Origin of the sequence: Sphingorhabdus sp. (assembly GCF_046154385.1) — a bacterium.
Lineage (GTDB): Bacteria > Pseudomonadota > Alphaproteobacteria > Sphingomonadales > Sphingomonadaceae > Sphingorhabdus_B.
Genome location: NZ_JBJXFW010000049.1, coordinates 47,481 through 59,852, shown reverse-complemented (window position 1 = coordinate 59,852; position 12,372 = coordinate 47,481). Strand labels below are relative to the sequence as shown.

14 protein-coding genes are annotated in these 12,372 nt (G+C 53.5%); 5 read left to right on the top strand and 9 right to left on the bottom strand.

Annotated features, from left to right (window positions below; translation table 11 throughout):
* Window positions 1-74: 74 nt before the first annotated feature.
* From ACKVOS_RS11035 to glnA, 4 genes are all read left to right on the top strand, one after another.
* A complete protein-coding gene (locus ACKVOS_RS11035; RefSeq protein ID WP_409212055.1) occupies window positions 75-1,214 on the top strand; it encodes an acyl-CoA dehydrogenase family protein in 1,140 nt (379 codons plus the stop codon).
* Window positions 1,215-1,434: 220 nt separating this feature from the next.
* Window positions 1,435-2,049 (top strand): phasin family protein, encoded by a 615-nt coding sequence (locus ACKVOS_RS11030; protein ID WP_409212054.1) that lies wholly within the window; start codon window positions 1,435-1,437, stop codon window positions 2,047-2,049.
* Window positions 2,050-2,435: 386 nt separating this feature from the next.
* Complete coding sequence (locus tag ACKVOS_RS11025) at window positions 2,436-2,774, top strand: P-II family nitrogen regulator (RefSeq protein WP_125231011.1); 339 nt, start codon at window positions 2,436-2,438, stop codon at window positions 2,772-2,774.
* Between the two features lie 46 nt (window positions 2,775-2,820).
* Window positions 2,821-4,233 carry a type I glutamate--ammonia ligase gene (glnA, locus tag ACKVOS_RS11020; protein ID WP_409212053.1) on the top strand — a complete coding sequence of 471 codons (1,413 nt, stop codon included), beginning with the start codon at window positions 2,821-2,823 and terminating at the stop codon, window positions 4,231-4,233.
* 344 nt (window positions 4,234-4,577) lie between these two features.
* Here glnA and ACKVOS_RS11015 read toward each other — a convergent pair whose 3' ends face one another.
* The 4 genes from ACKVOS_RS11015 to ACKVOS_RS11000 form a co-directional block, all read right to left on the bottom strand.
* Window positions 4,578-5,033: an ExbD/TolR family protein gene (locus tag ACKVOS_RS11015; RefSeq protein ID WP_409212052.1), complete on the bottom strand. Its 456-nt coding sequence runs from the start codon at window positions 5,031-5,033 to the stop codon at window positions 4,578-4,580.
* 21 nt (window positions 5,034-5,054) lie between these two features.
* Entirely contained in the window at window positions 5,055-5,597 is a 543-nt protein-coding gene (locus ACKVOS_RS11010) for an ExbD/TolR family protein (RefSeq protein WP_409212051.1), read from the bottom strand.
* Between the two features lie 90 nt (window positions 5,598-5,687).
* Window positions 5,688-6,452 (bottom strand): MotA/TolQ/ExbB proton channel family protein, encoded by a 765-nt coding sequence (locus tag ACKVOS_RS11005; RefSeq protein WP_409212050.1) that lies wholly within the window; start codon window positions 6,450-6,452, stop codon window positions 5,688-5,690.
* Between the two features lie 77 nt (window positions 6,453-6,529).
* The gene (locus tag ACKVOS_RS11000) at window positions 6,530-7,189 is read right to left on the bottom strand and encodes an energy transducer TonB (protein ID WP_409212049.1); all 660 of its coding nucleotides are present in this window, start codon (window positions 7,187-7,189) and stop codon (window positions 6,530-6,532) included.
* Between the two features lie 254 nt (window positions 7,190-7,443).
* Between ACKVOS_RS11000 and ACKVOS_RS10995 the strand changes: the two genes are divergently transcribed.
* Window positions 7,444-8,298, top strand: a complete 855-nt coding sequence (locus ACKVOS_RS10995; protein ID WP_409212048.1) for a hypothetical protein — start codon at window positions 7,444-7,446, stop codon at window positions 8,296-8,298.
* A 9-nt stretch (window positions 8,299-8,307) separates the two neighbouring features.
* Here ACKVOS_RS10995 and egtD read toward each other — a convergent pair whose 3' ends face one another.
* From egtD to gluQRS, 5 genes are read right to left on the bottom strand one after another with little or no spacing between them, the layout of a single operon-like run.
* Window positions 8,308-9,273, bottom strand: a complete 966-nt coding sequence (gene egtD, locus ACKVOS_RS10990) for an L-histidine N(alpha)-methyltransferase (protein ID WP_409212047.1) — start codon at window positions 9,271-9,273, stop codon at window positions 8,308-8,310.
* A complete protein-coding gene (gene egtB, locus ACKVOS_RS10985) occupies window positions 9,266-10,525 on the bottom strand; it encodes an ergothioneine biosynthesis protein EgtB (RefSeq protein ID WP_409212046.1) in 1,260 nt (419 codons plus the stop codon). The genes egtD and egtB overlap by 8 nt, the downstream gene beginning before the upstream one ends.
* Window positions 10,501-11,082, bottom strand: coding sequence for a cob(I)yrinic acid a,c-diamide adenosyltransferase (locus ACKVOS_RS10980; RefSeq protein WP_409212045.1), 582 nt, complete (start codon window positions 11,080-11,082; stop codon window positions 10,501-10,503). The genes egtB and ACKVOS_RS10980 overlap by 25 nt, the downstream gene beginning before the upstream one ends.
* An 18-nt stretch (window positions 11,083-11,100) precedes the next feature.
* On the bottom strand, window positions 11,101-11,328 hold the full coding sequence (locus tag ACKVOS_RS10975; RefSeq protein WP_409212044.1) for an HIG1 domain-containing protein: 228 nt from the start codon (window positions 11,326-11,328) through the stop codon (window positions 11,101-11,103).
* A gap of 40 nt (window positions 11,329-11,368) precedes the next feature.
* A complete protein-coding gene (gluQRS, locus tag ACKVOS_RS10970; RefSeq protein ID WP_409212043.1) occupies window positions 11,369-12,253 on the bottom strand; it encodes a tRNA glutamyl-Q(34) synthetase GluQRS in 885 nt (294 codons plus the stop codon).
* Between the last annotated feature and the right edge of the window lie 119 nt (window positions 12,254-12,372).

Genomic DNA, 12,372 nt, shown 5'->3' with positions numbered 1-12,372 from the left:
GCAAGCACACCGGTCAGATCATGGATTCCCGCATTCGCGGGAATGACAAAATAAGCTGTAAGAGAGGCGAGGTAATGGATTTCAGCTACACCGAAACGCAGGATATGATCCGCGAGACACTCAGCCGGTTTCTGGCCGACACCTATGATTTCGACAGCCGCGGCAAGATGATTGCCAGCGCCACGGGACGCGATGCCGGAATCTGGAAGGCGCTCGCGCAGGATCTGGGCATGTTGGGCGCTTCCTTTAGCGAAGATCATGGCGGTCTGGGTGGCGGACATCTCGAAAACGCACTGATCATGGAAGAATTGGGCAAGGTCATTGCGATCGAACCCTATTTGCAGACGGTCGTTCTGGGCGGCGGTGCGCTGAAAGCGGTCGGTGGCGCTATTGCCGATGCGGTTATTCCCGAAATCATTGGCGGCAACGTCGTGATTGCCTTTGCCTATGCCGAACCGCAGGGCCGCTATAATCTCGCCAATTTGCGGACCACCGCCAAGAAGGATGGCGCAGGCTATGCTCTGAACGGCCATAAGGGCGTGGTTTATGCTGCACCTTGGGCGAGCCACCTGCTGGTGACCGCCCGCACCGGCGGATCGGGCAGCGAAGCCGCTGGCGTTTCGCTGTTCCTGATCGACGCCAATCTGCCCGGAATTGTGCGCCGCGATTATCCGACGGTGGACGGTTTCCAGGCATCCGAAGTCTATTTCGAAAATGTCGCCATCCCCGGCGACGCTCTGCTCGGTGGCGAAGGTGCTGGCCTTCCGCTGATCGAACAGATTGTCGACGAAGCAACGGTATCGGTCTGCGCCGAAGCCTGCGGCGTCACATTCAAGCTGCATCAGGGCACGCTGGAATATGCGCGCCAGCGGAACCAGTTTGGCCAACCCATCTCGCGCTTCCAGGTGCTGCAGCACCGCATGGTCGATATGTTCATGGAAGTTGAACAGAGCAAATCCATGACGACCATGGCGACATTGAAGCTCGAATTGCCTGCCGCAGAACGCATGGCGGCGGTATCCGCCTGCAAGGCAAAGGTATCGCGGGCCGCCAATTTTGTTGGCCAGAACGCCATCCAGACGCATGGCGGTATCGGCATAACGCAGGAACTGGCGATCGGCCATTATTTCAAACGCGCCACAATGATCGAAGGCCAGTTCGGTTCCGCCGATTACCATTTCGACCGGTTTGAAAAGCTGACTTTGGCGGCATAATTTTATTCCGAGCTGTTAGGGACAGTCCCTGGAGGGACAGTCCCCGGATAGCGCAACAACGGGGACTGTCCCTCCAGGGACTGTCCCCTTATCTTTGACCCCCATTTCCCATTATTGTGCAGTGCAACATTTTTTGTTGACATAGCGCACGCGACTCATTATTGTGCAGTGCAACACAACAGAAATGGTGCCCATTATGGCCAGCAAGGCAACTACCCCCGTGACTTCCAAACCTGCGAAACCCGCGGCTCCAAAAGCTACGCCTGCCAAAGTTGCTCCTGTTGCTGCTAAGGTTCAAGCTGAAAAGCCTGCACCGGTTGCGGCAGCCAAGCCCGAGACTTTGGTTACAAAGATCGTTTCTGTTGAAACAACCCCGATTGCTCAAGGAGTAACAAAAATGACCGATACCGTTAAAGCTACCACTGAAAAAGCGACTGAATTCTTCGCAGACATCCGTGAAAAGGCAACCGAAGCTGCTGAAAAAGGCAAGAAGATGGCTGCTGATGCCGTTGAATTCAACAAGGCCAATGTTGAAGCCATGATCGAAGCCGGCAAGATTGTTGCCAAGGGCGCTCAGGACATGGGCAAAACCAACATGGATTATGCCAAGAAGAACTTCGAAGAAGTACAGGTTGCCGTCAAGGAATTGACCGCAGTCAAGTCGCCAACCGATTTCGTCAAGTTGCAAGGTGAATTGGCTCGCAAGGGCTTTGACACTGCAGTTGCCCAGGGTTCGAAGAACACCGAAGCAATGGTCAAGTTGGTAAGCGACATGTTCCAGCCAATTTCGAACCGCATCGCGGCAACGACCGAGTTTTTCAAGAAGGCTGCGTAAGCACCGCTTGAATATTGTGCCGGTGCGCTAACGTGCACCTGCCGCCCTCTCTCCTCCTCCCAAAGGCGGCAGGAAGCCAAAGGCGAACCGGCGCAATGAAATAGAAAAGCCGCTCTTTCCTCCACGGAAAGGGCGGCTTTTTCGCGCCCGACCAACACCCCTTTTTTCGTTCCGAAGCTTCAGCCGAGTCAACAAACGCAGTTCGACCCAAAAAACATGCTGCCCACAAATCACACAATTGCCTATTTTTTAAGCAGAGAAACCCGCCGAATTACCCTGCAAATCCCGCAAATTCGCGTATTTCAACTGGCACGATACTTGATAAAGAAATGTCATAATCCGAGAGCGCGGATTTCCGAAATCGCCGCGCCATACAGGGGAAAACCATGAAAAAGATCGAAGCGATCATCAAGCCATTCAAACTCGACGAAGTGAAAGAAGCTTTGCACGAGGTCGGCGTGTCGGGAATTACGGTCACCGAAGCCAAGGGCTTTGGCCGCCAGAAAGGCCACACGGAACTCTATCGTGGTGCCGAATATGTTGTCGACTTTTTACCCAAGGTGAAATTGGAAGTTGTGGTTGAAGATGGATTGGCTGACCGCGTGGTCGAAGCCATCGCCGCCGCCGCCCAGACAGGCCGCATTGGCGACGGCAAGATTTTCGTCATCCCTGTCGAAACCGCACTTCGCATCCGTACCGGCGAGCGCGACAACGATGCCGTCTAAAAAGTCAAAGCCATCCAAGAAAGACAAGTCAAAGAAGGAAATCATCATGGGCACGAGCGCCAAAGATATTATCAAGCGTATCAAGGATGAAGAGATCGAGTGGGTTGATGTCCGCTTTACCGATCCAAAGGGCAAATGGCAGCATCTGACCATGTGCTCGGGTGTTATCGGCGAAGACGAGCTCGAAGATGGTTTGATGTTTGATGGCTCTTCGATCGAAGGCTGGAAGGCGATCAATGAATCTGACATGATCCTAAAGCCTGATCTCGATGCGGTTTATGTCGACCCATTTTCAGCGACACCGATGCTCGTTATCTTCTGCGACATCGTCGAGCCGTCGACTGGCGAGCTTTACAGCCGCGACCCGCGTTCAACCGCGAAGCGCGCCGAAGCCTATCTGAAGACCACAGGCATTGGCGACACCGTCTATGTCGGTCCTGAAGCCGAATTCTTCATGTTCGACGATGTGCGCTTCGAAAACAGCTACAACACGTCTTATTACAAGATCGACGATATCGAACTTCCGACCAACAGCGGCACCAAATATGACAGTGGTAACATGGGTCATCGGCCGCGCGCCAAGGGTGGTTACTTCCCTGTCGCTCCTGTTGACAGCTGCATGGATATCCGTGGCGAGATGGTTTCGACCATGCTCGAAATGGGCCTGCCGTGTGACAAGCACCACCATGAAGTGGCAGCCGCGCAGCATGAGCTTGGCCTGACCTTCGGCACACTGACGCAAACCGCCGACCGGATGCAGATTTACAAATATGTCGTGCATCAGGTAGCCCATGCCTATGGCAAGACCGCGACGTTCATGCCGAAGCCGATCAAGGAAGACAATGGTTCGGGTATGCACACCCACCTGTCGATCTGGAACGGCAAGACGCCATTGTTTGCAGGTGACGGTTATGCCGGTCTATCGGAAATGTGCCTCTATTTCATCGGTGGCATTATCAAGCATGCAAAGTCGGTAAATGCTTTCACCAACCCGACGACCAACAGCTACAAGCGTTTGGTCCCGGGTTATGAAGCACCCGTTCTGCTCGCTTATTCGGCGCGCAACCGTTCGGCATCATGCCGCATTCCTTATGGCGCAGGCGCAAAGGCCAAGCGCGTTGAAGTGCGCTTCCCCGACGCGATGGCCAACCCCTATCTCGCTTATGCGGCTTTGTTCATGGCTGGCCTCGACGGCATCCAGAACAAGATCCACCCAGGCGAAGCCATGGACAAGAACCTGTATGACCTGCCACCAGCAGAGCTTGCGGAAGTTCCGACCGTTTGCGGATCATTGCGTGAAGCGTTGGAATGCCTCGCGGCTGACCATGACTATCTGCTCAAGGGTGATGTGTTCACAAAGGATCAGATTGACTCCTATATCGACCTCAAGATGGAAGACGTTGCCCGTTGGGAAATGACGCCTTCGCCGGTCGAGTTCGACATGTATTACAGCTACTGATCGAACGCATCCGATCATAGCTGAAGGCCCGGTGGTTGGGGGACCGCCGGGCCTTTTTTGCGCTTTCGCTTACGACTGCTTGCAAAGTAGGATTTGATTTGGAACAGCGCATTTCGGCCTGATAATGTCACTTGTTCTTTGAACCTGTAGATATCTTACTCTGCGGACCCTCTGTAACAGCCCGGCATTCTGATCCGACCCTGCATCGGTCACGCACCCCCTTTGCGCTGCAAATCGGATATTGGGGTTGGTTCACCGACATTAATTTGCCTATGCCCACCAACGAAAAAGGCGGCACCTTTCGGTACCGCCCTTCTGTGTCGATTATGCTTTAGAACGGAGGGCTACCGGCCCTCGCGCGCTGCCTTGCCAAAGACGCGATATTGTTCGTTGCCGACAAAACCGAATTTGGTAATTCCGCTCCGCTTCACCGCAACCAAGGCTTTATCCACCGTGTCATAAGGTGCCGTCGGCGCGGGCTGGAACTGAAGCTCGGGCTCCGGATTCATCGAAGTCGTCCGGACCAGAAACTGTTCCATCTGCTGCAATGTTACCGGCGTGCCATTCCACTGAATCGTGCTGTCCGGAAGAATGATGATCTTGTTGATCACCGGATCGATCGGAATTTCCGGTGGAAGCGCATTAGGATCGTTGACCGGAAGGTCAATGTTTACGGCGTGCGAAACCGGGGGGATGGTGATCATAAGCATGATGAGAAGAACGAGCATGACGTCGATCAACGGCGTCGTGTTCATTTCCATCATCGGCTCGCCATCATCTTTACCGCCACTCATTGCCATGATGATTGCTCCTTAATATTATTACTGCACATTCGCATTTTCGAACGGCGATGAAATGAAGCCAACACGCGCAAAACCCGCCATCTGCATGGTGTAAATTGCACCACCGATGCACCGATAAGGTGTGTTGATATCACCACGAATATGCGCCTCGGGCAGCATGTCCGGTTCGATCAAGCCAGCGTCGGCGGCAGCTTTACCACCCAGCTTTTCGAATTCGTTTTTCAAATGCTCTGCAGCACGATCTACCAACTCGGTCGAATCTACCGGTGTGACGTTCCAGTAAATGCGGCATTCGCCATTCGGGTTAGCACCCTCATAAGCGGGGTCACCTGGATCGCGCCCACCCGCGTCGGTGGTCGTCACCGACAGCAACACGTTTTCACGTTTTGCTTTTGTAGGTTCGAACTTCACGACCGGAATATCCATCTTCACCGTCTGAATGGCGACCGGAATTGCGATAAGGAACACGATGAGGAGCACCAGCATAACGTCCACAAGTGGCGTCGTGTTGATGTCAGACATTGGCGTTTCATTGCCGCCGCCTCCTGAACTGATTGCCATTGGCCAATCCTCTCTAACTAAATTGGGTCAAAATCGAGAGCCGGTAAAACCGGCAAACGGGCTGCGCCGTAGCACAGCCCTCACCCAATCTTACTTCTTGACTGCGCCAGCAGCAGGCTTGCCAGCTTGCATCGGTGCAGCAGGAGCGGCTGGTTTCAAAGCACCGCCCGAAGAGATGTAACCAAGCACATCGTTCGAGAATGTCGAAAGGCTACGGGCGATCGATTTATTACGAGCTTGCAGCCAGTTGTAAGCGAGAACGGCAGGCACAGCAACAAACAGACCAATTGCGGTCATGATCAAGGCTTCACCAACAGGACCAGCGATCTTGCCGATGTCGGCCTGACCAGCGATACCGATTTTAATCAGCGCCGAATAAATACCGATAACCGTGCCGAGCAGACCCACAAACGGTGCCGTCGCGCCAACGGTTGCCAAGAATGGCAAGCCACCTGCAAGCTTGTTGTTGATCGCTTCTTCCGAACGGGCCATCGCGCCGTGCAGCCAGTCATGTGCTTCGACCGGGTCAGTCAAAAGGCTATGCTGCTTTTGGGCCGAAATACCGTCGTCGACGACTTGACGGAATGCGCTGTCCTTTTCAAGTTTGGCAGCGCCTTCTTCCAAAGTAGCAGCACGCCAGAATTGCGCACGCACTTGCTTGGCCTGATTTAGCACTTTTTGTTGCTCGAACAATTTTGTGAACATGATGTAGAAGGAGAATACGGACATGATAACCATGACCGAGAAAATTGCGATGGAGATCGGTCCACCTTCTTTAAGGGCGGGGATGAGGCCAAACTGGGCAGCGGCCTCTGCGTTTGCGGCACCGGCCGCGGTCAAAAACAAAATCGACATTTTAACTACCTCTCAGAAAATTTTAGTTGCTAGCAAAATACCCGGCGCGAAGGCTCCCCCTTGCCGAGCTTTGAAAATTACTTTGGAATTTGCCACCGGACACGGTTCGAATAGCTACCTTGAACCGGTTGGCCATTCTGCACGGCAGGCTCAAACCGAGCCCGTCTCTTGACGTTCGTGCATGTTGCCGCGTCAAGATCCGCATGACCGCTTGATTGCGTAATCTGGCAATCAATCACACGGCCATTTGTATCAATGGTAACGCGGAACCCCGTTGTACCTTCCCGCTCCTGCTGCAGTGCGCGTGATGGGTAGTCATTCGTGTTGGCCCAGTTGCTCGGATTGCCCTTAGCCTTTGCTGCCGCGGTAGGCCCTGCGGGCGGAGGCGGAGGCGGTGCCGACGGTGCAGGCGGAGCTGCAGTCGGAACGATCGGGGCGGCAGGCGGCGGTGTATCGACGGTCCGCACAGTTGGCGGAGGCGTAACGGTAACCACCATTGGTGGCGGCGACACCACGGGAGGCTCGATCTGCTTCTCCGGCTCTGGTGGCGGCTCTTCTTCTTCTGGTGGCTCTTCTTCTTTCACATCAACCACGGTCATTTTCTCCTTGATCGACAGGACCGCATCATAAGCGAGGCCAGTCACCAAGGCATAACCGAGGAACGCGTGAAGAAGGACAACAATGATGACCGAAACCAAACGGTTCGTGCTCATCCCATCTTGATCAGCATATGCCATGCGGAAACAACTCTCCTACCTTCAAAACAAAAAAGCATATGGCCGCACTATTTGAAGATGCGCCCGATATACCCCCGCGAAATCGAAAACATTATTTTTTTAACTTCGATTCCTCCAAGCTTTAGCCAAGCCTATCAGGGCTAGCAACACGGATTCTGCGATTCATACGCAATTCATGAACAGCGCTTTCTTATGGCACAGAACAGATATAGACCAAAGCTGCGACAATTGCGGGTGTCCGAAAAGGAATTTGAATGAAAGTCACTGTGCTGAAAACGGCATTTGCCGCCATTTTGCTAGGTTTTAGCGGCGTTATCAATGCCCAGACCAATGTGGGCGTTCCCTCATCGCTTGCGGTACAAGCCGATTCCGCCAGCTATGCTGATGTCGCCGATTTGGTGGTCATTTCTCCCTTAATCCTCGATGCTAACATTAAAAATTTACGAAAGATTCCTCCCGAACAGGCGGTTGGCGTTCCTGAAAATCTACAACGGATGCTGATCGAGGCTGACATTCTGGCCCTGATTCGCGGACAGGAAGGCGTAAATCCACGGGTGCGATTTCTTCTCGATGTTCCTAAAGATGCAAAGGGGAAGATACCGAAGTTGAAAAAACAACGGCTGTTTTTATTGGGCAGCCCGGTTGCCGGCCGTCCCGGTGAAATACGGCTATCGCGACCGAACGCCCTTATTCAATGGAGCCCTGCGAACGATATTCTGGTCCGAACCATCACAAAGGAGGCGGTCCAATTGGATGCTCCGGCGAAGATAGCAGGTATCACGAGCGCATTTTACAGCGCCGGAACCGTAATAGGTGAAGGCGAAACGCAGATTTTCCTGAAAACGGTGAAAGATCAGCCACTGTCGCTTTCCGTACTTAGCCGGCCGGGCGAAATGAAACTTTGGGCGGTTTCGACGGCCGAGGTGATCGACGAATCGGCAACAGCGCCGGCCAAATTTACGTTGCTTTGGTATCGTCTGGCCTGCGAATTGCCCCGGTCAATTGCGCCCGACATGGTGGAAACGGCAGATAGCGGCGATATGGCAAGGGTGCAGGCAGACTATAATTATATTCTCGACAGCATTGGTCCGTGCGGCCGCAAACGCTAAGAACCGAACCTAGGGCGCCGTTTGAATCGGGGTGGCTTCGGCAAGGACCACCGTAAACCAGTTTTGCGGGTCCGAATATTCAGCAATGGATGTCCAGCAACCCGATCGAAGAAGCATCCGCAGGCTGCGTAGGTCATATTTATGGCTGTTTTCGGTGTGAATAGCGTCGCCCTGGCACATCGAATATTCAAATCCAGCTACCATAAAACGCACATCCCGACCGCAGCGCAAGTGCATTTCGATCCGGGCCTCCTGATCATTCCACCTTATTTCATGCAAAAATGCGTCGACGGGAATATCACCATCAAGCTCCCTATTGATGCGATGCAGCAGGTTGAGGTTGAACGCAGCCGTAACTCCGGCGGCATCATCATATGCCGGTATTAGTATATCTTCTGATTTTATCCGGTCAAAACCAATGACCAGCTTTGCGCCTTCTCCCAAAATGCCGCGCATGTGTCGAAGCAGATCCACGCCACTGCGGGGAACGAAATTACCAATTGTCGAACCCGGGAAAAATCCGACGAGATCCATAGCTTCGATGTTTTCGGGCAAAGCCATGGGCTGCGTAAAGTCAGCTTCGACCGGCAGAATATTCAAGTCCGGAAAGCGCGATTGCAGCGTTGACGCCGAACTCCTTAGATAATCCCCTGAAATATCGATAGGAACATAAATTGCAGGATTTATGGCCTCTAACAATAAAGGGGTTTTTGTCGCACTGCCCGCACCAAATTCTATAACGGCAGAACCCTGCGAGATATGCGCTGCAAATTCATCCCGGCAATTTTCGAGCAATGACGTTTCCGTGCGCGTCGGATAATATTCCGGCAGCCGCGTAATTTCGTCAAAAAGCTCTGATCCTCGCTCGTCATAGAACCAGCGAGCCGGAATAGCACGGCGTGGACCGCGCAAGCCCGAGAGGACATCGGCCAAAAACTGCGGGTCGGCATCCAAAAGCAACGCGGTTTCAGGCATCTTTAGCCAACCTGAGTCCGGTGAATTGCCAACGCTGGTTGGGGTAAAAGAAGTTTCGGTAACTTGCCCGAACATGACCTCTGGGCGTAGCACAACTGCCACCGCGCAGGACAAACTGTCCGCTCATGAACTTTCCGTTATATTCGCCGACAGCACCTTCGGCGGCGCAAAAACCGGGATATGGACGATACGCGCTGCCTGTCCACTGCCACACATTGCCAAAAAATGCGCGGTCATCCGTTGCCTTTGGGCGCACCGGACCTGCCATATCAAGCTGATGCCCGCCGTCCGCAGCATCCGTTGATGCTAACACTTCCCATTCGGCTTCGGTCGGAAGACGTGCACCGGCCCAGCTCGCATAAGCATCTGCTTCATACAGGCTGATATGTGTAACAGGCGCGTTCGGGTCGACGCCGCGCAAACCATCCAACCCGAAGGATAACCACTGTCCGTCATTATCCTGCTGCCAATATAAAGGCGCGGCAATGCCTGCTTGCTGGACCCATGACCACCCATCCGATAGCCAATGGTGAGGCTCGCCATATCCATTATCGTTCATAAACTGCATCCATTCTCCATTGGTCACAGTTCGTGACGAAAGCACGAAAGGTTGCAAAAAAATCTCGTGACGTGGACCTTCACAATCGAAAGCAAAGCCGCAACCGTCATGGCCCATCGCCAACAGTCCGGTCGGCCCGGCAATCCAGGACGCCATTTCGGATGATGCAACAGACACAGGCCGCAAGATAGCTTCGGGCCAATAGGCGGGGCATGTCGGGTTTTGGGCAAACAGATGTAGAATATCTGTCAGCAGCAGTTCCTGATGCTGCTGTTCATGCTGAATACCGAGTTCAATTAAGGTCAATGCGGTTTCGGGAAGCGCGTGCCAATGCGCTTCAATCGCGGTTTCCACATGATTTCGATAATCCCGTATCTGACCAAGCGTGGGGCGCGTTATCAATCCACGTGCGGTTCTGGAATGACGCGCACCTTCCGCTTCATAATAGCTATTGAAAAGAAAAGCGAAATCATCGTCAAATGGCTTGTATCCTGCGACATGGTCCCGAAGAATGAAGCTTTCCAGAAACCACGTGACGTGCGCCAAGTGCCATTTAGCCGGAGAGGCGTCTGGCATGGACTGAACCGTTGCATCGGCGTCCGAAAGCGGAGCGACCAGATCCAGTGTTAATTTGCGCGTTGCAAAAAACCGGTCCTTTAAACGTCCCGTCACCGCGATCCGCCCGGCACCCATAGAATATCGCCACCCCGTGTTAGGTTTACAAGGCGGCACAGGACAAACAGATAGTCGGAAAGGCGGTTCAAATACTGAATGGCGAGCGGGTTGATGCTGACCGATTGGGCCGCAGCGACCAGCGCACGTTCGGCGCGGCGCGAAATCGTTCGCGCCATATGCATTTGGGCGGCGGCGTGGCTCCCGCCCGGTAGAATAAAACTCGTCAGGGGTGAAAGCTGAGCATTGGCGGCGTCGATCGCCGATTCAAGCCAGTCAACCTGATCTGATACAATCCTCAGTTCCATCGGGGACGGTTCAAAAGTCTGCCCCGGCGTGGCAACATCTGCGCCCAGATCAAAAAGGTCGTTCTGGATCCGGCGCAGACCCGCAACCAGATCCGTTGCGCCGTCATCGGCCGCCAACACATAAATGGCCAAACCCAAGGCGCTGTTGGCTTCATCGATTTCCCCAATGGCGTGAAGCCGGGGATCAGATTTGGCAACGCGTGAGCCATCGACAAGACCAGTGGTGCCGTCGTCGCCTGTTCGCGTGTATATTTTGTTCAACTTTACCATGAAGAGAGCCGCACTCGCTTATTGCGAGCCAGCCACGAGCAGCAGAACAACCACCAGCATCACAGTAATGGCCTGCCATTTGACGCGCGAAAACATCATCTTGTTTTGCAGGGCGAGTGATTGCGGGATGCCGTCTTTGTCCAGTTCCGTCGGCCGCATATTTGCAAACGCATGTAACCCGCGGATTAACGCAAATGCTACAGCACCTGCACCACCGATAATAAGGAGCACCAATACTATAGTCATTGTTCGAAAACCTTATTTTGTTGACTCGGCTGAAGCTTATTTAGGTATCGGACAGCGAAATGCCAAGGGGCAGAACCCCCTGCCGCAAATTATTGATAAGATGTCGCCCGTCGCCTCCTGCAAGCCTTTGAATTGATAGAGCCGGGGCTGATTTGCTTTTCGAAAGTTTCTGGCCTTCACCGTCGAGAATGAGCGGGTGATGCCAGTAAACCGGCTCTGGAAAATCCAACAGAGCCTGCAACAGGCGGTGAATGCCTGTGTACGCAAATAGGTCGCGTCCGCGCACGACATGGGTGATGCCATCCAACGCATCATCAACGGTAGCCGCCAGATGATAGGACGCCGGCGCGTCTTTCCGCCACAAAATGACATCGCCAAATTGCACCGGGTCGGCAAACTGATCCCCCGCCACCAGATCATTCCATCGCAATGGACCGACCAGCGCAACCGCCTTGCCCATATCCATTCGCCAGCAAAATCCGCTATTCGCTTCGATAGAAAGGTTGCGACATGTTCCGGGATATTGCGGTCCATCCGGCCCGTGCAACACCGGCGCATTTTTCAAAGCGGCCGAAATATCTCCGCGGGTACAGGTACATTTATACAAAAGGTCAAGGGCAGCGAGCTTTTCCAAGGCCGATTTATAACGCCCGATATGGGCGGATTGATATTGCACCGGCGCATCCGGATTCAATTCAAGCCAGGCCAAATCAGCCAATATACCGCTGATATGGTCCGGTCGACTGCGCGTTCCGTCGATATCCTCGATCCGCACAATAAAATCGCCGTCATTGCTATGGGCGAAATCATGCGCGCACAGCGCCGAAAAAGCGTGACCCAGATGCAATGCTCCATTGGGGCTCGGCGCGAACCGCGTTCGTGTCTTTACCCGATGCTTTTTTCCTGATCGCGGTAGAAATACCATATTATGTGCTTTTGCCCTCTTGACGTCACAATATGTGCAAATAGGTTGTCAAATGTCAAAATGCTGTAACGCTCTTAGGCTTAAAGCATGTATGACAACAGGGGGAGAAGGTCTGACTT

What these genes read in the sequence shown, in the direction of transcription:
- ACKVOS_RS11035 (WP_409212055.1), top strand. Translation starts at nt 75, where the DNA reads ATGGATTTCAGCTACACCGAAACGCAGGATATGATCCGCGAGACACTC.
- ACKVOS_RS11025 (WP_125231011.1), top strand. Translation starts at nt 2,436, where the DNA reads ATGAAAAAGATCGAAGCGATCATCAAGCCATTCAAACTCGACGAAGTG.
- glnA (WP_409212053.1), top strand. Translation starts at nt 2,821, where the DNA reads ATGGGCACGAGCGCCAAAGATATTATCAAGCGTATCAAGGATGAAGAG.
- ACKVOS_RS11015 (WP_409212052.1), bottom strand. Translation starts at nt 5,033, where the DNA reads ATGGCAATGAGTGGCGGTAAAGATGATGGCGAGCCGATGATGGAAATG.
- ACKVOS_RS11010 (WP_409212051.1), bottom strand. Translation starts at nt 5,597, where the DNA reads ATGGCAATCAGTTCAGGAGGCGGCGGCAATGAAACGCCAATGTCTGAC.
- ACKVOS_RS11005 (WP_409212050.1), bottom strand. Translation starts at nt 6,452, where the DNA reads ATGTCGATTTTGTTTTTGACCGCGGCCGGTGCCGCAAACGCAGAGGCC.
- ACKVOS_RS11000 (WP_409212049.1), bottom strand. Translation starts at nt 7,189, where the DNA reads ATGGCATATGCTGATCAAGATGGGATGAGCACGAACCGTTTGGTTTCG.
- ACKVOS_RS10995 (WP_409212048.1), top strand. Translation starts at nt 7,444, where the DNA reads ATGAAAGTCACTGTGCTGAAAACGGCATTTGCCGCCATTTTGCTAGGT.
- egtD (WP_409212047.1), bottom strand. Translation starts at nt 9,273, where the DNA reads ATGCCTGAAACCGCGTTGCTTTTGGATGCCGACCCGCAGTTTTTGGCC.
- egtB (WP_409212046.1), bottom strand. Translation starts at nt 10,525, where the DNA reads ATGGGTGCCGGGCGGATCGCGGTGACGGGACGTTTAAAGGACCGGTTT.
- ACKVOS_RS10980 (WP_409212045.1), bottom strand. Translation starts at nt 11,082, where the DNA reads ATGGTAAAGTTGAACAAAATATACACGCGAACAGGCGACGACGGCACC.
- ACKVOS_RS10975 (WP_409212044.1), bottom strand. Translation starts at nt 11,328, where the DNA reads ATGACTATAGTATTGGTGCTCCTTATTATCGGTGGTGCAGGTGCTGTA.
- gluQRS (WP_409212043.1), bottom strand. Translation starts at nt 12,253, where the DNA reads ATGGTATTTCTACCGCGATCAGGAAAAAAGCATCGGGTAAAGACACGA.